This window comes from Primorskyibacter flagellatus (assembly GCF_014638275.1).
GTDB classification, from domain to species: domain Bacteria; phylum Pseudomonadota; class Alphaproteobacteria; order Rhodobacterales; family Rhodobacteraceae; genus Pseudooceanicola; species Pseudooceanicola flagellatus_A.
The window spans coordinates 2,149,824-2,170,191 of sequence record NZ_BMFJ01000001.1 but is presented as its reverse complement, the minus strand read 5'-3'; the positions used below and the strand labels follow the sequence as shown (position 1 = coordinate 2,170,191).

The following is a 20,368-nucleotide window of genomic DNA, read 5'->3' as shown; positions in this document are numbered from 1 at the left end:
ATGGCGCCGATTTGGCGCTATGCCTGTGGGTCGCATCAAATTGGGAGAAATGGAGGCGAGTACCGGAATCGAACCGGTCTACACGGATTTGCAATCCGCTGCGTAACCTCTCCGCCAACTCGCCTCGGATAGGTCTGCGTGGACTAGCCGATCTTGAACCGGGCTGCAAGCCGCAAGGCGCAGGGATGCAACGCTTTGGAAAGGAATGACAGCGTTACATGGGATTTCGCTTGCCAGCCGTTGCCGCACTCTGCGAGATGTGCCAGAACGTCGGCAGACCAATTCCGAACGGACCAGTTCAGTATGACCGATTTCGCCGCCCGCCGCACCATGATGGTCGACACCCAGATCCGTCCCTCGGACGTGACCAAGTTCCCGATCATCGACGCCATGCTCTCTGTCCCGCGCGAGAAATTCGTGCCTGCGGATCGGCAGGAGGCGGCCTATCTCGGTGACAATATCGACCTCGGCAAGGGGCGCGTGGTGCTGGAGCCGCGCACGCTGGCCAAGATACTCGACGCCGTGGACATCCAGCCGGACGAACTTGTGCTCGACCTCGGGGCGGGCACGGGCTACGCCGCCGCGGTCATCGCGCGTCTCGCCGAGGCCGTGATCGCGCTGGAAGAGGACCCTGCGCTTCTGTCAGAGGCCCAGTCCACGCTCTCCGACATCGGGGCCGACAACGTGGTGACGGAGGAGGGCGAGCTTGCCGCAGGCGCGCCTGCGCACGGACCCTACGACGTGATCGTGATCGAGGGCGCGGTGGAACACCTGCCCGACACCATCGCCGATCAGCTGAAGGACGGCGGACGGATCGCCGTGCTCTTCGCCGAAGGACGGCTTGGCACCGTGCGGGTCGGTTACAAGATCGACGGACGGATCAACTGGCGCTTCGCGTTCAACGCGGGGGCGCCGGTCCTACCGGGGTTCCAGAGGCACCGGGCATTCACTCTCTGAGACAAGAACTGCAAAAGCAGACGAGGGCAGGAAAATGAGCAGACTGAACAGGATGGCGAGACAGGCAGCGCTTGTCATGGCCCTGGCCGTGGCGCCGCTTGCCGCCAAGGCCGAGACGCTGGCGGATGCGATGGCGGCCGCCTATGAACATTCCGGCCTTCTCGACCAGAACCGGGCCCTGCTGCGTGCGGCGGACGAGAATGTCGCGCAGGCCCTGTCGGCGCTGCGCCCGATCGTGAGCTGGTCGGCCAACCTCGCGCGTGACTTTGGGGTCGCGGCGAACGCGGCCTCGGGCTTTGCCCTTGTCGGCAGCGCCAGCACCTCCGCCTCGATCAACCTCTCCGCCCAGATGCTGATTTATGACGGCGGGCAGAGCGCGATCGGGGTCGAGATCGCCAAGGAGTCCGTGCTCGCCACCCGCGAAGGCCTGACCGCGCTGGAACAGCAGGTGCTGCTGCGTGCGGCCCGCGCCTTCCTCGCCGTGCGCCAGACCTCCGAGGTCGTCGCCCTGCGTCAAAGCAACACCCGCGTCATTACCCAGGAACTGCGCGCCGCCAAGGACCGGTTCGAGGTTGGTGAAGTCACCCGCACCGACGTTTCGCTGGCAGAGGCCCGCCTGGCCGCCGCCAACGCCAACCTTGCCGCCGCCCAGGGCGATCTCGCACAGGCGCAGCTGGAATACCTGGCCGCAGTTGGTCACAAGCCGGGCCGCCTGACCGCCTCGGGCGGGCTGCGCGGACTGCCCCGGTCGCTAGACGCGGCCAGCCAGACGGCGCTGCGCCAGCATCCCGCGATGAACCAGGCCCGGCGCGAGGCGACCGTATCCGACCTGCGTGTGCGGCTTGCCGATGCGGCCCTGAATCCGACGGTGTCGATCACCGGCGGGCTGAGCCTGAGCGAGAACCTCGGCAACTCCGCCCGGTCGCGGGGCGGTTCCATCGGCCTGACCGGACAGCAGACGATCTACGCCGGCGGGCGGCTCTCCTCCCTCCAGCGGCAGGCGATGCAGAACCGTGACGCCAGCCGGGCCAACCTGCACGTCGTATCCCATCAGATCCGTCAGGATGTCGGCAATGCACTGGCGATCCTTCAGGTCGCGCAGGCCTCCATTCAGGCCAGCCAGCAGCAGGTGAACGCGGCGCAGGTGGCATTCCGCGGCGTGCGGGAGGAGGCGACTCTTGGTGCCCGCACCACGCTCGACGTGCTGAACGCGGAGCAGGAACTGCTCGACGCGCGCGCAAGCCTGATCGCGGCACAGGTTGACGAATTGGCAGCAGGCTATACCCTGCTGGCTGCGATGGGAGAACTCACCGCGCAGAAGCTGAGGCTCAAGGTCAGAATTTACGACCCGGCGGGCTATTACAACATGGTCAAGGATGCACCGGCCGGGATGAGCGCTCAGGGCAAGAAGCTCGACCGCGTCCTGCGCCGGGTGGAAAACAAGTAAAATTCCGCGCATCCATTGAGAAAACCCGCCCTCCGCGTTACCCTGACGCGGAGGCAAGTTCGGCTGGAATGCGATGTCAGATTCTGTAACCAACGTGCAGATCGAGGATGTGCTGTCCTCAATCCGCAAACTCGTGTCCGAAGAAGTCCGCGCGCAGACGCGGGACGGTGTCCGTGGTGACCCCCATGCGACCCCCGCCGCGTCGGAGGACCGCCTGATCCTCACGCCGTCCCTGCGTGTCGCGCCCGTGGCCGATGCGCCGGACGCCGCTCCCGTGCACTTTGAAGATCTCTCTGCAGACCAGGCGGAGGACGAACCTGTCGCAGGTTTCGTCCATGCCGAACCACCGCATGAGGAAGCCGACCTTCTCGATTTGATGGCTCGCGTGCGTGCAGCCGGAACCCGCTCCGGCGGGGGCGAAATCAAGCGGCCTGCCGGGATCAAGCCGGTTGATCGCCCGGCGCCCGCCGCCCCCCCGGCGGAGGAACCCGAGACCGCCGTCGCTTCGGCCCTCAGCACGCTGGAAACCGCACTGCGCAACGGTTCCTTCGGCCAGACGGTAGGCCCCGCCGTCACTGACGTTGATGACCAGGATTCCGATTTTGTGACCGACCTCAACGCCGACATCGCCCGCAAGGCGCTCTCCGGTCTGGATGCGGACGAACACGACCACTCCGATCAGACCGAAACCGATCTGGAAGGGGCGGGGGAGGACGATCTGATCGCCTCCGGCCTCGACGATGCGCTCGATACCGAAATTGTCCAGCCCGAGCCCGACGACGCTGCCTCCGAGGGCATGGAGGCCGACGTTGTCCCGACCTTTCTGCGCCGTAGCGGCGTCGCCTCTCTCGGCCAGCGTATCGCAGAGGTCGAGGCCGTCGTCACGACCCATGGCGGAGAGTGGGAGCCGGAGGCCGATGAGCCGACAGACGCCGCCCCCGAACCCGCTTTCGATCCGCTCCCCTGGGAGGATGCGGGGGAGAACGACGAAGTCCTTGCACCGGAGGACAGCCAGACAGAAGTCGACGTCGCCGCAGAAGCCTATGCGGAAAGCGATGCCGACGACGAGATGTGGGAGGTCGAGCCCGACGGAAAAGCCGACTTCCATGCGGCGGCCATTGCCCCGGCCTTTCGCCCGCACCTGCGCTCCGTCCCCGAACCCGAAACTGCGCAGCAGCGGGAACCGGAGACTACCGACCGGGACGATGCCGACGACGCCGCTGCACCGACACAGGCCGAAACTGATGACTGGGAAAGCGCGCGCACCGAAAGTGACTACCTCACCATGGATGCGGACCGTCAGACCCTGACCGAAGAGCCGGCACTCCTGGATGAGGAAATGCTGCGCGACCTCGTCGCCGAGATCGTGCGGGAAGAACTGCAGGGCGCCCTTGGCGAACGCATCACCCGCAACGTCCGCAAACTGGTCCGGCGTGAAATTCAGCGCGCCCTGACCTCGCAGGAAATCCTCTGATCCGGTGCTGGCGGGGCAGGGCGGTCAGGTGCTGACCGGCCCCGCCAGTGCAAGGATCTGGTCGAGATCGAGGTGCCGCTCAACGTGGGCAGCCAGCGCGTCCAGCGTCTCCTCCACCCCGCTCTCGTAGCCCAATCCGCTTTCCCCGCCCATGCGGGCCAGATCGGCTGCGCGAAACGCGTCGCTGGCGTAGAGCCCGTGCAGGTAGCACCCCCGCACCTGCCCGTTGGCCGAGGCTGCACCTTCCGCCCGTGACCCGATACGCAGCCAGGAGCGGTCGCAGTCTGCGCCCGTTGTCTCCCCCAGATGGATCTCGTAGCCGGAAACCGTCAGGCCGGTCTCGGGATGCAACGCCTCTGTCAGCCGAACCTGCTTGCCCGGCTTCATGACCGTTTCCACGTCGAGCAGCCCCAGACCAGCACGCCGCCCCGGCCGCCCTTCGATCCCCTCAGGGTCGTCGATCCAACGCCCGAGCATCTGGTAGCCGCCGCAGAGCCCCAGAACATGCCCGCCCCGCCGGACATGCGCCGCGAGGTCGATGTCCCAGCCGTGCGCGCGGAAATGCTCCAGATCGGCAATCGTCGCCTTGGAGCCGGGGATGAGCACGAGGTCCGCATCGCCGGGCAGGGGGCGGCCGGGCTCGATCAGATCCACCGACACACCCGGTTCTGCGGTCAGCGGGTCCAGATCGTCGAAATTCGCGATACGGTTCAAGCGCGGAACGGCGATGCGGAATGCCCCCCGGTTCCGACCGCCGCGCAGGTCCATCACGTCCTCAGCCGGAAGCCGCCAGGCCTTGTCGAACCACGGGACCAGCCCGATGGTCGCCCATCCTGTCCGCCGCGCGATCTCCTCCATCCCCGCATCGAACAGGCTGGGATCGCCACGGAACCGGTTGACCGCAAACCCCTTTATCCGCACGGCATCTTTTGGGTCGAGCACCGCCTTGGTACCGACGATCTGCGCGATCACGCCGCCCCGGTCGATGTCCCCGACAAGGATCACTGGCACCCCCGTGGCCTCCGCGAACCCCATGTTGGCAATGTCACCGGCACGCAGGTTGATCTCGGCCGGGCTGCCCGCACCTTCGATAAGCACCAGATCCGCCTCTGCCGCGATCCGGTGAAAACTGTCCAGCACCGCCGCCAACAGCTTCGGCTTTTCCCGCGCGTAGTCGCGCGCAACCATTGTCGCGTGGCGGCGGCCCTGCACGATCACCTGTGCGCCGGTGTCCGTCTCGGGCTTCAGCAGGACCGGGTTCATGTCCGTGACCGGTGACACCCGTGCCGCCCTGGCCTGCAGCGCCTGTGCGCGCCCGATCTCGCCACCGTCCACGGTCACGGCGGCGTTGTTGGACATGTTCTGGGGCTTGAACGGACGCACCCGCAGACCACGGTCGGCAAAGGCCCGTGCCAGGCCCGCGACCAGCATCGACTTGCCGACGTTGGACCCGGTGCCCTGGATCATGATCGCCCGTGCCATCACTTTTGCCGTCATAGGTTCCCTCTGCTCACCCCCGCGACAAAGCACAAAAAAACGCGCCCCGACAGGGCGCGTTTTTTTCGGGGCCGGTGCGCCTGTATCAGGCGGCGTCGGCCTGTTCGGCAGCGTGACGGCGTTCGCTTTCCTCGCGCGACAGCGCGACCGAGGTGCGCACACCCCGCGAGACGAAGTCCATCAGCCCGGTCACGACACGTTCGTTCGGGTCGATCCCGGCGCAGCTCAGCACTTCGCGGCCATCACGGGAACGGGCCCAACGAGCGATCTGCTCCGGTCCGTTGCCGTATTTCTTGTCATCGGCAATGGCATCATCCAGCGCAGCCAGAACCACAGCTGCGAACAGCTTGCGGGACCGGTTGCCCTGTTCGTTGTTGAATGCCGTGCCATCAACGAAATCTTTCATGTGTCGACCTTTGTTATTGCTCTTGCAGTTCGGGCGTGCCGCCGTTTATGGCGAAAATGTGGCGATTCGGGTCAGCAAGTTTCTCAACCCTGTTATGCGCATGTTGCATGGCTTAGCAAGGCCTTCGGATGCCGCCCGATCCCTTGTCAGGGACGGGAAGGCCAGATATAGGACCGCACTGATTGCGATCAACCCGAGTAGGCGGAAACCAGCATGCCCAAGATCAACGGTAACGAAATCCGGCCCGGAAACGTGCTTGAGCATAACGGCGGACTCTGGGCCGCGGTGAAGGTGGACCACGTCAAGCCGGGCAAGGGCGGCGCCTTTGCCCAGGTCGAGATGAAGAACCTCCGCAACGGGTCCAAGCTGAACGAACGGTTCCGTTCCGCGGACAAGGTTGAGCGGGTTCGGCTGGAACAGAAGGACATGCAGTTTCTCTATGAAAGCGACGGCGTTCTGACCTTCATGGACACGGAAACTTACGATCAGGTTGAATTGCCTGCGGATATTCTCGGCGAACGCCGCCCCTTCCTGCAGGACGGCATGACCATCCACGTGGAGTTCCACGAGTCCGAAGCCCTGAACGCCACCCTGCCGCAGAAGGTCACCTGCAAGATTGTCGAGACGGAGCCGGTCGTGAAGGGCCAGACGGCCGCCAACAGCTTCAAGCCCGCGCTGCTCGACAACGGCGTTCGCGTGATGGTCCCGCCGTTTGTCGGCAGTGACGAGGACATCATCGTCAATACCGAGACCATGGAATACTCCGAACGCGCCTGATCGCGTGGCGCGGACCTGATCCCTCGGCTGATTCCCGCGCCCCGTCCCGTCCGACGGGGCGTCTGCTTTTCGCAGGCATGCAGCGCCGGGCTCGTGGATTCTGCATCCGGTGCATAGCTTGTGACGCGCTTTGACGTCAGGTAATTCCCGGAGAAATGCAGCATAGCCGAGGGTGCGTTGCCCTCCAATCCGGCGCTATGCGCGACCGGACGGGGTGCGGGGATACCGGCTGCGGGGCGATTGCATGAATTTTAAGCGACAGCGCTGCCACAGTACACACCGTTATCATCGGACCAGATCCGAGGATCTCCAACCGCGTGCAATCTCCGGAGACGCTCGGATCACGTCCCGGGGTGGCGATAATCAGGGGAAAGCCCGCCGTCCGCCTATCGTTCACCCGAGCGGTGTCAGCACTGCATCCCCTGCCGTCATGCCCGCCGCCACCCGGTCGAACCGCAGCCATGCCAGCGCGGTGTCCCCCGCCTGCGTAAACAGGGTGCCCGCCGGCTTACCTCCTGCTTCGACCTCCGTCCCGACCGGGGCGCTGCCGTCGATCCGTACGATCTTCAGCCCCTTCTTCAACTCCGTCTTGTGTTTCATCCGGGCGGTGACCTCCTGACCGACATAGCAGCCCTTGCGGAAGTCCACGCCGTTCAGTCTCTCGAACCCCATCTCGAGGATATAGCTCTCCGGTCCCAGCTCCACCCCGGACAGCGGCACCGCCTGCGCGACACGGATCGCATCCCAGTCCGATCCGTCATCGCCGCCATCCGGCCCGTAGAGCCGCCAGCCAAGCGCAGGATTGCGCGGGTCGATGAACGCGCCTTCCGGCGGTGTGCCGGTGCCGCGGCGCACCTTCAGGTCGGTCATCTCCACCGTGACCTTGGACCGCAGCCGGTACATCGACAGCCGCTGCAACAGCGCCGCGCCCCAGATCTCGGCCACGTCGATCAGGATCGCGTCGCCGTCCGCGACCATCAGGAAATCAGCGACCAGCTTGCCCTGCGGTGTCAGCAGGGCGGCATAGACCGGGCCGTGGTCCAGCTTGGTGACATCGTTTGTCACAAGGTTCTGCAGGAAGTCGCGGGCATCCGCCCCGCCGACCCGGAGCACGCTGCGCGCTTCGTTTCCGCCGGTGTTTTCACTTGTCATGATCCGCCTTTCCCCACATGGGTGATGGTCCCAGATATAACATCGCAGATCGCCGGCAAAACCCATGCGCGCCCCTATTTCCGTCGTCATCCCGACCCTGAACGCCGCCCGCGGCCTGCCGGGCTGTGCCGCCGCACTGATGGAGGGGCTGGACGCCGGGCTGATCCGCGAACTGATCGTCAGCGACGGGGGCTCTAGTGACGCAACAGCCGAAGTCGCCGACGCGATCGGGGCAGAGGTCGTGACCGGCCCGCCGTCGCGCGGGGGACAGATCGGGCGGGGATGCGCCATGGCCAAGGCCGACTGGCTGCTGATCCTTCACGCCGACACCCAGCTCGATCCGGGATGGGCGGCGGCGGTCGCCGACCACCTGCGCACAGGCGCCCCGGCCCATTTCCGGCTGGCATATGACGCAACCGGTGCGGGGCCGGCGATCACTGCCGCGTGGGCCAACCTGCGGTCGCGCCTCTTGGGGCTACCCTACGGCGACCAAGGCCTGCTGATCCGCGCGGAGGACCTGCACACCGCCGGTGGCGTGCCCGACATCCCCCTTATGGAGGACGTCGCCCTTGTCCGCCGCCTGCCACGCCTGACTGCGCTGCCGGCTACCGCCCGAACAAGCTTTGCCAGATACGCCGAGGAAGGCTGGCTGCGGAGAGGGAGCCGGAACCTGATCCTGCTGCTGCGGTATCTTTCCGGGACCGACCCGAGCGTTCTAGCGCAAGCCTATCGGCGGTCATCCCGTCGCTCCTGAACTGGAGGTCGTGCAGCCGCGCGTACAACCCGCCACGGTCGAGAAGCTCCTCGTGCGTGCCCTCGTCGACGACGCGGCCCGCATCCATCACCACGATCTTGTCCGCATCCCGCACGGTCGACAGGCGGTGTGCAATCACGATAACCGTGCGCCCGTGCGACAGCCGGTCAAGCGCGTCCTGAACCACCTTTTCGGACTCTGCGTCCAAGGCCGAAGTCGCCTCGTCCAGAAGCAGGATCGGCGTGTCGCGCAGAAGGGCGCGGGCGATGGCCACCCGCTGCCGCTGCCCCCCCGACAGGTTCGACCCGCGCGGACCGACCGGACTGTCGAGCCCCTGCGGCAGCTTGCCAAGGAAATCGCTGACATGGGCAGCGTCCAGCACCTCTTTCAGCCGTGCCTCCGTCACGTCGGTGCGGCCGAGCAGAATGTTTTCGCGCAGGCTCTCGTCGAACAGCGCGGCATCCTGCGACACCACCGACATGAGACCACGCAGCCCCTCCAGAGACATCGCCCCGACCGGAATGCCGCCGATCTCCACCGCGCCGGACTGCGGCTCCACCAGCCGGGCGAGCAGGTTGAACACCGTCGATTTGCCCGCGCCCGAGGCTCCGACGAGTGCTGTCGTCTTCCCGGCCTCCGCGTCCAGCGTCAGCCCGCGCAGCACGTCCTGATCCCCGTAGCTGAGCCGCACGTTCCTCAGCGTTGCGCCGGGCACACCCGCCGGCGGAGCCACCGGGTTGGCCGGGGACAGGATCGTCGGCTGCGCTTCCATCAGCTCCCGCACCCGCTCCATCGCCGCCGCGGCGACCTGCCAGACGCCCGAGACGGTGCCAAGCCGTCGCAGCGGTTCGAAGGCGAAGCCGATGGCGGTGAAGAACGCCATGAACTGCCCCACGGTCTTTTCGCCCGAAACGATCTCTCCGCCGCCGAAAATCAGCACGCCGACAAAGCCGATGCCCGCCATCACGTCGATCATGCCGGGAATGGCGGCTGTCCCGGTGGTTGCGCGCACCTCGGCCCGGACCAGATCGTCAGTGAGCTTGCCGTAACGGTCGGACTGGTACTGTTCCAGGCGGTTCAGCTTGACGGGGACGATTCCGTGGAACACCTCGTCCAGCCGCGTCGCCAGCCGTGCGCCCAGATCCCGCGCCTCGCGCGAGCGGCGGCGCACGAAGCGCTGTACCACGACCGACGGCAACACCAGCAGCGGCACGCCGACCAGCGCCACCAAAGTCCAGACCCAGTCCACCGACACCGCGACCCCCATGAGGATCACCAGCGCCACCGCGTCCCGCCCCGCACCGGTCAGCACCGCGTTCCAGACGTCGTTGATCGCCGAGACGTCGCCCTGCACGCGCTGGATCAGGAAGCCAGGGGGATGCGTCTGGTGAAACACCCCGTCCTGCGTCATCAGACGCGCCAGCAGGTCGGTCCGAATCCGCGCCGAACTGCGCTGAGAGATCCGCGCAAGCAGCACCTTCTGCGCAATCGACGCCACCGCCCGGCCAAGGAAGATCGCCAGGAACGCGCCCGCGACCCATCCGAGCGCGCCGGTATTGCCCTTGATGAAGACGTCGTCGAACATCGGCTTCATCATCCAGCTGAGCGCGCCCAGCATCGACCCTTCCAGCGCCATGAACAGCACGGCGAGCACCAGCAGCCCCGCGTGACGCCGCAGATAACCGGACCAGAGCCAGCGCAGCAGGCCCTTGGTATGGTCGCTGACCGGTGCGGGAAGGCCGGTCATGTCGCGCGCCGCCCGGCGTCGAACTCCGCCTGAAGGACGGCCGGATCATAGGCGGTGCGCACCCAGTCCTCGAACCCGATGCCGGTGCGTGCCTCGGCCAAGCCGTAGCTGTCGAGGATGTGGTCGAGTATCCCCGTCTTGGTAAATCGGAAATGCAGGTAGCGCGGCGACAGCATCCGCCGGGCCTTCTCCAGCGGCTCCCCCTCGTTCACCATCAGGTAGATCGTGCTGGCGAACCCGGCCCGGTCCGCGCCGGACTTGCAATGCATGACGAAGGGTTTCTCGATTGTCCGGAACGCGGCGATCACCGAAAGGATATCCTCCGCCGGGGCAGCGGAACGCGCCTGCAGGGTCACGTCCACCAGACCAAGGCCCAGTGCCGCGCAGCTTTCCTGTTCCACAAGGTAATGCGCCGCCCCTCCGGCCCCGCGCAGGTTCAGCACGGTGCGGATGCCAAGCGCTTTCATCTTTGCGAACCGCGCATGGGTCGGGTGGTTGGACCGGTAGACCCCCGGTGCGATCTCGAAGAAGTTGGTCCAGAGGATGCGCAGGACCGCGTGGTCAAAGAACAGGTTATAGATTGCCGCGCGCCGCCGGTTCTCCGGCGTCGACAGGTCGACGTTGAGAGAGGCGCGCAGCCCCCGTTCCCAGTCCTGTATCCGCGAAATCAGGCCCATGCGTCCCCGGTTGCCGTCCATATCCTGCCCGGTCCGTCCCGGTCTTTGCCATGTAGGGGCCCATGTAGGCGACAGAGCCGTCGCAGGCAAGCAAAGCGGGCCCTGCGCTGCCTGCAATCCGGTCCCACGGTTTGCGTTAGGTTGACCATCACCAAATATCATCCCCCTGCGATTGACCCTGTGAAAAGCCTCGCTAACACTGGCGCGGTTGAAAATTCCACAGGTGCCAGATGTCCCTTGCCGCAGGCCGCCCCTACCTTGCCATTCCCGGTCCCTCCGTCATGCCCGACGCGGTGTTGCAGGCGATGCACCAGCCCGCGCCGAACATCTACGAAGGCGATATCGTGACCATGGTGCAGGGCATGGTGCCGGACCTCAAGAAGGTCGCGCGCACCGACGGCAAAGTGGCAATCTACATCGCCAACGGCCACGGCGCGTGGGAGGCCTCGCTGACCAATATCGCCGGCCCCGGCGACAAGGTGCTGGTCTGCGTCACCGGGCGGTTCGGCCATGGCTGGGCCGACATGGCCGAAGGGCTGGGCATCACCGCCGACAAGATCGACTTCGGCACCAAGACCGGCATCGACGCCACCCGGCTGGAGGAGGCGTTGAAGGCCGACACATCCCACGAATACAAGGCCGTCCTGTTCAGTCATGTCGACACCGCGACGTCGTTGCTGAACGACCCGCGACCGCTGCGCGCCGCCATGGATGCCGCCGGACACCCGGCGCTGCTGATGGCGGACTGCATCGCCTCCATGGGATGCGAGGAATTCCAGATGGACGCCTGGGGCGTCGATATCGCCGTCACCGGATCGCAGAAAGGCCTGATGGTCCCGCCGGGCCTGTCCTTCGTCTTCGTCGGTCCGCGCGCGGAGCAAGTGCGCAAAGCCATGCCCCGCGTCTCCCGCTACTGGGACTGGACGCCGCGTATCGACCCGGATTTCTTTTACCAGTTCTTCGGTGGCACGGCGCCGACCCACCACCTCTTCGGCCTGCGTGCCTCGCTCACCCTGCTGCACGACGAGGGGATGGAGCAGGTCTGGAAACGCCATGTCACACTGGCAGAGGCCATCTGGGCTGCCTGCGAAGCCTGGTCTTCTGACAATGGGGCGCTGCGCCTCAACGTCGCCGACCGCGCCTTGCGCAGCCACGCCGTCACCGCGCTTGGCCTTGGCGAACGCAACGGGTCGGCGCTGCGGCAGTGGGTCGCAAACAACGCGGGTGTAACCCTTGGCATCGGTCTTGGCATGGAGACGAAGGAAGACCCGCGCGGCGAGGGGTTCTTCCGCATCGGCCACATGGGCCACCTGAACGCGCATATGGTCCTGGGCATGCTCGGCACGCTTGAAGCCGGGATGCAGGCCATCGGCGTTCACCACGGTCCCGGAGCCCTTGGTGCGGCGGCCAAGGTGATCGCGGCGGCCTAGCGGCGCAGCCGGTCGATCCCGAGGTTCAGCACGTAGCCCGCCGCCATCACGGCGGGCAGCCCGAACAGCGCCCAGACCACACCCAGCATCCAGAGCAGGTTGAGAAGCGCCATCCAGAGGACGGCGGTGGTATAGTCCGGGGCGGAGGCCATGCGGTGATCGTTCACGGTGCAGCGGTCCTTGTCGGGATCCTCCCTCGGATCAGTGTAGCGCGGTGTGCTGCGAGGTCATCATCTATTTCAGCAGCATGATTTCGGGGGCATTGCCGGCGCGTCCCGGGCGCGCCGTCATCCTCGGGCGCAACTGTCACCCTCGGGCCTGACCCGAGGATCTTCCCGGCATGAGATCCTTGGGTCAGGCCCGAGGATGACAGGACTGACCACAGGAGGACGCCCCGAACGAACAGGCACCTCCCGCCACAGGCCCATTCCCTCTCCCCCCGCGGGGAGAGGGGCAGGGTGAGGGGGCGGCCCCTCCGCCGCTCAGACCGTCGCCCCGACCTTGTCCCGTGCCTCGGCCAGCGCCCCGGCGAATGCCGCCTCTAGCGCTGCCATGTCCGCCGCCGTCCCGCAGCTGACCCGGATGCACCGGTCCTGAGGCGCCACGAAGGGCATGCGCACGAATATCCCGCGTGCACCCAGGGTTCCGACCATCGCCCGCGCGAGATCGCCGTTTCCGCCGCAGTCCACGGTCACGAAATTCGTCGCCGAGGGGATCACCGGCAGACCACATGCTCCGGCGATCCGTGCGATCTCTGCGCGGGAGCCGATGACCTGCGCGACCACATCCGCCAGATACGCCTGATCCGCCAGCGCCGCGAGCGCTGCCGCCTGCGCCGACCGGTTCATGCCGAAATGGTTGCGGATTTTCTCGAACGACCGGATCAGCGGTTCCGCCCCGATGGCATATCCGACCCGCGCCCCCGCCATGCCGTAGGCCTTTGAGAAGGTGCGCATCCGGATCAGCCGCTCATCCTCCACCGGCAGCCCGACAGCACAACCATCGGGCGCGAATTCCGCATAGGCCTCGTCCAGCACCAGCAGGCAGCCGTGACCCAGCCCGTCCAGCGCCGCCGCGATCTCCGCGCCGCTCCAGCAGGTGCCCATGGGATTGTCGGGATTGGCGAGGTAGACCAGCTTCGCGCCCGTTTCCGTCGCGCGGGCGATCAGGGCTGGCAGATCCTCGCGGTCGTCGCGGAAGGGCAGGGAGGTGAGCACACCGCCATAACCTGCCACATGGTAGTTGAAGGTCGGATAGGCCCCGGCAGAGGTGACGACGGTGTCGCCCGGCTCCACCACCAGCCGGACGAGGTAGCCAAGCAGCCCGTCGATCCCCTCGCCCACGACGATGTTCGTGGCGGCAACCCCGTGATGCGCGGCGAGCGCGTGGCGCAGGTCGTGGCTGGTGGAATCCCCGTATTTCCAGATCTCCGCATCCGCCGCGCGCATCGCCTCCAGCGCCTTCGGGCTGGGGCCGAAGACGTTCTCGTTGGCGCCAAGCCGGGCGTCGAAGGGCGCGCCGCGGTCGCGCTCCATCGTTTCGGGCCCGACGAAGGGCACGGTGGCAGGCAGGCTGTCGACCAGTCGGGTGTAGCGCGGCGGCATGTCGGATCCTCCTCTTCGCCCGCCGGGGCGGGTGGTGCAGATAACCCTGCGGCAGGGCAGGGGGCAAGAGCGCAGTTCCGCGTGCCGGGGGCTGGCGCTTCGCCGCGCGCGCGGGCAGGATCGCCCGGAACCGGCCGAGGGAGGACCGCCATGACCCGAGTTATCACCGAAATCCGCGACCACGTCGCCCACGTCACCCTGACCCGCGCCGACAAGATGAACGCGGTCGACCCCGACATGGCCGAGGCCATCGTCGCCGCCGGGGAGGCGCTGGTCGGCAATGACGAGATCCGCGCAGTGCTGTTGTCGGGCGAGGGCCGCGCCTTCTGCGCCGGACTCGACGTGGCGAGCTTCGGCAAGCACGCCTCGGGCGGGGACCAGACCGACCGGATCGTGAAGCGCACGCACGGAGACTCCAACCTCATGCAGGAAGTCGCGATGATCTGGCGCAAGGTGCCGGTCCCGGTGATAGCCGCCGTGCAGGGTGTCGCGTTTGGCGCGGGCTTCCAGTTGGCGCTTGGCGCGGATGTGCGCATCGCCGCGCCGGGCACGAAATTCGCGGTGATGGAGGCCAAATGGGGCCTCGTCCCCGACATGGGGGGCATGGTGCTTATGCCGACGCTGATGCGGTCGGACGTGATCCGGCTGATGACCTACACGGCCGAACCTGTCGCGGCGGAGAAGGGGCTCGATTGGGGTTTCGTGACCGAGATCGCCGATGATCCGCACGCCCGCGCACTGGAGATCGTGACGCTGATCGCGGAGAAGTCGCCTTCGGCCACCCGGCTCGCCAAGTCGCTGATTGCGCAGGCGGAAAGCGGTGCCTCCGAAGCGGAGGTTCTGATGGCGGAATCGGTCGAACAGGCCAAGCTGATCGGCGGCGCGCATCAGAAGGAAATCGTCGCTGCCAACATGGCGGGGCGCAAGCCGGTCTTCTGATACGGGTGGCCGGCGGCGATACGGGGGCCTTGCCCCCTTTGAGCTCGTTCGGGCTCAGATCCCTCGGAGTATTTTCAAGGCCAAAGAGGTTTCAGCGCGCCAGCCCGCTACGGTAGCTCGCAAAGTGCGGCCTCCAGCCGAGCAGGTCCCTCGCGCGGGCGTTGGAGACCGGGAAGGACGGGAAGCGGGGTGGCCCGCCGACCTGTGGTGTGGGGCCACCGGCAAGCGTGGCGATGTGCGTGAAAAGGTCGTGCCAGCTGACCGGGGCGTCGTCGGTGATCGCAATCGTGCTGCGGCTGTGCCAGCGGGTCACCGCGCGGGCGGTCGCGGCAGCCATGTCGGAGATGTGGATCAGGCTGACAATCTCCGACCCGTCGCCGGGCAGGGTCAGCTTGCCCGTCGCCGCCTGGGCGAACCACGTTTCGTCGAACCCGGTGCCGGGGCCGTAGAACAGCCCGCCGCGCAGGATCATCCAGTCCGTCGCGCTCGCCTGAACCGCCCGCTCCATTTCAAGCGCTGCGCGAAAGGCGCTGGCGGCGGGCCCGTCGCCCTGCGGGTCCGGGCTGATCGTGCCGTCGGTCGGGGTGGCGGAGGAGGCGATCATCGCGATGCTCTGCTGGATCAGCCGCGGCACCCCGGCCTGTTCGAGCGCCATGAGCAGCACCGGAACCCCGTCGCGCCGCAGCCGGTCGTTATCGGCGAAGGAGCCGCGTCCCGATGGCCCGGGCAGTGCGGTTGCGAGGTTGATGCAAAGCTCCGCTCCCGCCAGCCCGAGCGTCAGGCTGTCCGCATCGAAGATGTCTGCGATGCGGACCTCTGCCCCGAGCGCGCGCGCCGTTGCCGCGCGATCGGCGGACCGGACGAGGGCGGTGACGACATGCCCATCCTCCGCGAGGCGGGGTATCAGGTGGCGGGCGTAGACGCCGGTGGCGCCCAGAACGGCGATATTGCCCATCTCGATCGTTCCCTGTTTGTTCGTGGATTCAGATTGCCCGGCGGCGTGTCTGCTGGCAAGCTTTGTCCCCCCGAAATGCGAAACAGCCGGCGCTGAGACCGGCTGTTTCCATGTCTGAAAGGTCGGCCCCGGTCAGCCGGCGGCGCGTTCCTCGGGCCGGAAGTTGATCCGGTCAGAGACCGCGAAATGCCCCGCCGCAACCTTGCGCAGCTTGCCCTCGCGCAGCAGGCGGCCAAAGTAGCGCAGCCCGTCCTCACGCGAGAATTCCTCGTCCAGTGCCTGCCGTGCCTTGAACATCAGCTGCGGGCGGGTGAACTGGTCGCGCCCTTCCACGAAGGCCAGGTAGGATGCTGCCGCTTCGAGGATGTCGGGCAGGTCCACCGCGCCGACGCGGTCAGCGAATTCGTTGAACGATGCGGCATGGGCGGCGGCGGCGCGTGCGTGCGCCTCTGCTTCGTGGTCCATGTCGTCGCGGGCGGCGACAGCGTTCTCCTGCGCCTCGGCCTTCGCGGCGAGGTCGGAGACACGGACCCGGCGCGGGCGCACGGGGCGGCCCTCCGTCACGGTTTCGCGGTCGACCCGCTGCTCCGCCACCAGTTTCAGCGGGGCGGGGCGATCCTCGGCCCGGCGGGCCTGACCTTCGCTGCGCACCACCGGGCGGCGGGGGCGCACGACCTGCGCCAGGTCGTCGCGATAGGCGTCGGTTTCCTCGTCCGCATCGTCGTCCAGATCGGTCCCGGCCTGCTTTTCGGCCTTGGTCGCGGCCACGGCGGCGCGCAGATGCGCGATTGCGCTGCGGCGGCGTGTCCCGTCAGTGTCGCCAAGCTGGTTGTTGGTTTCGGCGAGGATGCGGTCCATGTCGTCATCGGCGCGACGCAGCAGGCGGCTGCGCGGATTCACTGGCGCGGCGGGCGCGTCGTCCTCTTCGTCGTCCATCTCGACATCGTCGAACTCTGCATCGGCGGCCTCGGCGTCATACTCCGCCTCTCCCCGGTCGAAATCGTCTTCGCCGTCCTCGTCTGCGGCGAAGTCGTCGGCCCATGCCTCGTCCGCGTCATCCTCTTCCGCGTCATCCGCAAAGTCGTCGGAGGCGTCACCGGCCAGGACATCGTCCTCCTCGGCCCAGAAGTCCGTGTCCTCGTCACCCTCGTCCTCGGCCACCACGTCCGCAACATCGGAGCTGCGTCCGGCGGAGTCGCGTGCGATCTCGGCTTCGAGGGCCTTCAGTTCACTCTGCAGTTCCGCCTCATCCTCGGGGCTAAGGGAGCTTTCGCCGAATTCGACCCCGGCAATGGCCGCGGACGTTTCGTCCTGATCCTCATCCTCGGCCTCGATCACGCCGTCGCGGACGGCAGCTTCGAAGTCGCTGCGCTTGACCTTGACGACACGGGCCACCGGGCGGGGCTGGGGCATAGGGGCGGTTTCGGCCACCTCGGGCGCGGCGGCCTCGTCCGCGTCGGCGATGTCCTCCGCCTCCGCCTCATCGGCGTCGGGGGTGTTGGCGATGGCCATTGCGGCGCTGAGGTCGATGTCGTCGGACTCTTCCGCGACCTCGGGTTCGAGTTCTTCGGCGACATCGTCGTCGAGGAAGGAGAAATCCATCTCTACCGCGTCGTCGGCGTCTTCCGTCTGTTCTTCGGCAACGACCGGGGCTTCCCCCACGTCGGCGTCATCTTCGGAACCCGCGTCGTCGGCCACGTCCGGCATCAGGGCGGCGGCCGGTTCGATCATGTCGGCTTCGGTTTCGAATTCCTCGGCATAGGCGCGGGCACCGGTGTCGTCGGCGTGCTGATCTTCGCTGAACCCGGCAGCCGTCATCGCCGCCTGATCGCGGGAGACCACGTCGCGGATCCGCTGCAGCTTGGCTGCGACAGAATTGGCATCCGGATGCGGCGCCGGGCGCGGCGCAGCGGGGCGGGCCGGCTGGGTTGTTGCGGTCACACGGACACGCGGGCGGGCAGGGGCGGTGCGCGGTGCGGTCACCACCACATGGCGCGCGGGGCGGGCAAGGCCCTTCGGCGTGGCGGATGCCTCTGTCTCGGGCGCGGAAACGGTTTCGTCCGCAACGGCTTCGACCGGCGCAACCTCTTCTTCCACGACATCCTCGAAGGCATCAGCCTCGGTATCTTCATCAGTGGCGACAGGCGCGCTGATCTCTTCCGGCGCGGGGGCAGGAGAGGTCACGGCTTCGGGCGCGGGGGTCTCGGCGACGGGTTCGGAAACGGGCGCGGCTGCGACCGGAGCTTCCGCAACGGGCGCATCGGCCGCCGGCGCGGCTTCATCCGTCACGGCGTCCTCGACCGGCAGGGCGGTCTTGTCCTGGCGCAGCACGATCCCGTCGTCGCTCCGGCGTGCCTCGACCCGGCGGGCGGCGGCGCGGCTGGCAAGCTGGGCCAGCAGTTCGGGATCGGGGGTCGGCGGTTCGGCACCGAAGTAGCGGTCGTCCGCAGCGAGATCGCGGAAGTATTCCGCAATCGCCTTCATGGTGGTGAAGGCGTCATCGAACCCCTCCAGCGTGCAGGAGAAGGTCCCGTAGGACACGGTCAGGATTTTGTTTGACTCAGCCACGTTGATACTCGCTTCTTGTCATGCGCCACTTGGGTGGGACTGCTCGTATTTGCCACCTCTTGCGACCAGACCATGCGACCCAACAGGTTCGAATCTAAGGAATGGGTCGTCTCATTTTGTGACAATTTCATGGTAGCTGTCCACTTTGACCCCGGATTGACGACAATGCAGCGCTCCGATCTGACCGAATTATGCCGCAACGGCCCTGAACATGTGGTGAACGCCGACCGCCCGGTCCTGATGGTCGGCGGCGCGGGAGCGGAGGCGGCAGAGGTCCTGTCCTTCCTGCGTGCGGAGCCTGCCTTGCAGGGCGCGCCGGTGGTGGCCGCGGACGGTGGCGCGGGGCTTGCGCTGGCGGCGGGTCTGACCCCGGATGCGGTGATCGGTGACTTCGACAGTCTGAAAGGGGCCGACCGCGCCCGGCTGGACCCCGCCACACTGCACCACGTGACCGAACAGGAAACCACCGATTTCGACAAGGCGCTGAGGATGACGCGCGCGCCGGTTGTCGTTGGCGCGGGCTTCCTTGGCGGGCGGATCGACCACCAGCTGGCCGCGCTGACGGTGTTGGCGCGACACCCGGACCGGCGTTGCGTGCTGGCGGGGGCGGAGGACGTGCTCTGTCTCTGTCCGCCCGACCTCACCCTGCAACTGACCGCCGGGGACCGGCTGTCGCTCTACCCGCTGGCCGAGGTTCGGGGCCGCTCCGAAGGCATCGACTGGCCGATCGACGGGCTGACCCTGCGCCCGGACGACCGCACCGGCACCTCCAACCGCGTCACCTCCGGCCCGGTGCGGCTGCGGATCGAGACGCCGGGGATGCTGCTCATACTGCCGCGCCCGGCCCTCCGCCCGCTGCTTGAGGCGCTGTCACGGTCTGCTGCGCAATGGCCCTCTCCCGCAGGATGATGTAGAGCCCGGCGGCCACGGTGATCGCGATGCCGACAGCCGCCAGCCCGTTCGGAAGGTTGCCGAAGATGGCCCATCCGATCAGCGTGGCCACCGGGATCTCGAGGTACTGCATCGGCGCCAGCGTGGCCGAGGGCGCATAGCGCAACGACCAGGTCATCAGCAGGTGCCCGAAAGAGCCGAGCACGCCGAGCATGAGGTAAATCCAGATGGCCGCGCCCGGTACGGGCACAGGCCCGATGCCCTCCGCCCCGGTGAAGAACCCGTAGGCCATGAGAGGCAGCAATAGGGCAACCGCCATGACCCCGCTGACCCCCTGCATGGCAATCGGGTCGGTCGCCTTGGCGATCCGACGCGTCACCAGCATGAACAGCGCAAAGTTCAGCGCCACCCCGAGCGGCAATAGCGCGGGCCAGCCGACATCGGCAAACGTGGGCTGGATCACCAGCAGCGTACCGCAGAAGCCGACCGCGCAGGCCGCCAGTCGCCGCCAGCCGACCTCCTCGTCCATCAGCAGCCAGCCGAGCAGCAGTAGAATGAACGGCATGACAAAGGCGATCGCCACCGTCTCCGCCAGCGGCAGGAACCTGAGCGAGGTGAACATCAGCCCGACCCCGGTGACGTGCAGGACCGAGCGCAGGAAGACGAAGAAGGTCAGCTCCCGGCTCATCGACAGCGTCCGGCCGGTGGCGAGCGCCAGCGGTATCAGGAAAAGCGCCTGCATGACAAAGCGCAGGAACAGCACCTGCACGACGGGCTGGCCGAGCTCCGGATGACCAAGCAGCTTGGCAGAGGCATCGCCAAGCGGTGCGGTCACGCAGAAACCCAGCATCAGGGCAATGCCAAGCAGCGGCTTGTCGGCAGTCATCGGCCCCTCGTTAACCTCTACGCCTGGGATCGGCGGACAGAACCATGCGATGACCGCCGCGGGCAAGGCGCTCGGGGCGGTGTGCAGCGCAATTGCGGGGCTGCATGGGCAGGTCAAGGACCCGCGTGGCTGTTGCCCGAAGGCGAACAGTTTCAGGGATTTGCAGGGATTGGGCCGGGCGCGTCCCGTGTCCGCTGCACCAAAAGC

17 protein-coding genes, 1 tRNA gene and 1 pseudogene are annotated in these 20,368 nt (G+C 67.0%); 8 read left to right on the top strand and 11 right to left on the bottom strand.

Annotation, left to right across the window (positions count from 1 at the left end; genetic code table 11):
• Positions 1–50: 50 nt before the first annotated feature.
• Positions 51–124 (bottom strand) — tRNA-Cys (locus IEV87_RS10750).
• 179 nt (positions 125–303) lie between these two features.
• Here IEV87_RS10750 and IEV87_RS10745 point away from each other — a divergent pair.
• From IEV87_RS10745 to IEV87_RS10735, 3 genes are all read left to right on the top strand, one after another.
• Positions 304–957, top strand: a complete 654-nt coding sequence (locus tag IEV87_RS10745; RefSeq protein WP_188477676.1) for a protein-L-isoaspartate O-methyltransferase family protein — start codon at positions 304–306, stop codon at positions 955–957.
• 34 nt (positions 958–991) lie between these two features.
• Positions 992–2,404 carry a TolC family outer membrane protein gene (locus IEV87_RS10740; RefSeq protein ID WP_188477675.1) on the top strand — a complete coding sequence of 471 codons (1,413 nt, stop codon included), beginning with the start codon at positions 992–994 and terminating at the stop codon, positions 2,402–2,404.
• A 73-nt stretch (positions 2,405–2,477) separates the two neighbouring features.
• Complete coding sequence (locus tag IEV87_RS10735; RefSeq protein ID WP_188478466.1) at positions 2,478–3,878, top strand: hypothetical protein; 1,401 nt, start codon at positions 2,478–2,480, stop codon at positions 3,876–3,878.
• A gap of 24 nt (positions 3,879–3,902) precedes the next feature.
• Here the strand turns inward: IEV87_RS10735 and IEV87_RS10730 are convergent, their stop codons facing one another.
• Positions 3,903–5,360 (bottom strand): cobyric acid synthase, encoded by a 1,458-nt coding sequence (locus tag IEV87_RS10730; protein WP_188478409.1) that lies wholly within the window; start codon positions 5,358–5,360, stop codon positions 3,903–3,905.
• A 100-nt stretch (positions 5,361–5,460) separates the two neighbouring features.
• Complete coding sequence (locus IEV87_RS10725) at positions 5,461–5,781, bottom strand: DUF6280 family protein (RefSeq protein ID WP_188477674.1); 321 nt, start codon at positions 5,779–5,781, stop codon at positions 5,461–5,463.
• A 213-nt stretch (positions 5,782–5,994) separates the two neighbouring features.
• Here IEV87_RS10725 and efp point away from each other — a divergent pair, with 213 nt between their 5' ends.
• Positions 5,995–6,558: an elongation factor P gene (efp, locus tag IEV87_RS10720; protein WP_188477673.1), complete on the top strand. Its 564-nt coding sequence runs from the start codon at positions 5,995–5,997 to the stop codon at positions 6,556–6,558.
• Between the two features lie 393 nt (positions 6,559–6,951).
• Here the strand turns inward: efp and ygfZ are convergent, their stop codons facing one another.
• Positions 6,952–7,710: a CAF17-like 4Fe-4S cluster assembly/insertion protein YgfZ gene (gene ygfZ, locus IEV87_RS10715; RefSeq protein ID WP_188477672.1), complete on the bottom strand. Its 759-nt coding sequence runs from the start codon at positions 7,708–7,710 to the stop codon at positions 6,952–6,954.
• Between the two features lie 64 nt (positions 7,711–7,774).
• On the opposite strand from ygfZ, the pseudogene IEV87_RS22975 reads away from it, so the two are divergent.
• A pseudogene (locus tag IEV87_RS22975) lies at positions 7,775–8,080 on the top strand (glycosyltransferase); the annotation flags it as partial.
• A gap of 235 nt (positions 8,081–8,315) precedes the next feature.
• Here IEV87_RS22975 and IEV87_RS10705 read toward each other — a convergent pair.
• Entirely contained in the window at positions 8,316–10,211 is a 1,896-nt protein-coding gene (locus IEV87_RS10705) for an ABC transporter ATP-binding protein (protein WP_188477671.1), read from the bottom strand.
• The gene (locus IEV87_RS10700) at positions 10,208–10,909 is read right to left on the bottom strand and encodes a tyrosine-protein phosphatase (protein WP_229737529.1); all 702 of its coding nucleotides are present in this window, start codon (positions 10,907–10,909) and stop codon (positions 10,208–10,210) included. Before IEV87_RS10700 ends, IEV87_RS10705 begins: the two co-directional genes overlap by 4 nt.
• A 209-nt stretch (positions 10,910–11,118) precedes the next feature.
• Here IEV87_RS10700 and IEV87_RS10695 point away from each other — a divergent pair, with 209 nt between their 5' ends.
• Positions 11,119–12,318, top strand: a complete 1,200-nt coding sequence (locus IEV87_RS10695; protein WP_188477670.1) for a pyridoxal-phosphate-dependent aminotransferase family protein — start codon at positions 11,119–11,121, stop codon at positions 12,316–12,318.
• Here the strand turns inward: IEV87_RS10695 and IEV87_RS10690 are convergent.
• On the bottom strand, positions 12,315–12,485 hold the full coding sequence (locus IEV87_RS10690; protein ID WP_188478465.1) for a hypothetical protein: 171 nt from the start codon (positions 12,483–12,485) through the stop codon (positions 12,315–12,317). The genes IEV87_RS10695 and IEV87_RS10690 overlap by 4 nt on opposite strands.
• Positions 12,486–12,800: 315 nt before the next feature.
• Positions 12,801–13,922: a pyridoxal phosphate-dependent aminotransferase gene (locus tag IEV87_RS10685; RefSeq protein WP_188477669.1), complete on the bottom strand. Its 1,122-nt coding sequence runs from the start codon at positions 13,920–13,922 to the stop codon at positions 12,801–12,803.
• A gap of 150 nt (positions 13,923–14,072) precedes the next feature.
• Between IEV87_RS10685 and IEV87_RS10680 the strand changes: the two genes are divergently transcribed.
• Positions 14,073–14,861 (top strand): crotonase/enoyl-CoA hydratase family protein, encoded by a 789-nt coding sequence (locus IEV87_RS10680; protein WP_188477668.1) that lies wholly within the window; start codon positions 14,073–14,075, stop codon positions 14,859–14,861.
• 91 nt (positions 14,862–14,952) lie between these two features.
• Here the strand turns inward: IEV87_RS10680 and IEV87_RS10675 are convergent, their stop codons facing one another.
• Positions 14,953–15,816 (bottom strand): NAD-dependent epimerase/dehydratase family protein, encoded by an 864-nt coding sequence (locus IEV87_RS10675; RefSeq protein WP_188477667.1) that lies wholly within the window; start codon positions 15,814–15,816, stop codon positions 14,953–14,955.
• 132 nt (positions 15,817–15,948) lie between these two features.
• Positions 15,949–18,384 carry a hypothetical protein gene (locus tag IEV87_RS10670; RefSeq protein ID WP_188477666.1) on the bottom strand — a complete coding sequence of 812 codons (2,436 nt, stop codon included), beginning with the start codon at positions 18,382–18,384 and terminating at the stop codon, positions 15,949–15,951.
• Between the two features lie 165 nt (positions 18,385–18,549).
• Between IEV87_RS10670 and IEV87_RS10665 the strand changes: the two genes are divergently transcribed.
• Positions 18,550–19,293: a thiamine diphosphokinase gene (locus tag IEV87_RS10665; RefSeq protein ID WP_188477665.1), complete on the top strand. Its 744-nt coding sequence runs from the start codon at positions 18,550–18,552 to the stop codon at positions 19,291–19,293.
• Here the strand turns inward: IEV87_RS10665 and IEV87_RS10660 are convergent.
• Positions 19,211–20,161 (bottom strand): DMT family transporter, encoded by a 951-nt coding sequence (locus IEV87_RS10660; RefSeq protein ID WP_188477664.1) that lies wholly within the window; start codon positions 20,159–20,161, stop codon positions 19,211–19,213. The genes IEV87_RS10665 and IEV87_RS10660 overlap by 83 nt on opposite strands.
• Positions 20,162–20,368 lie beyond the last annotated feature (207 nt).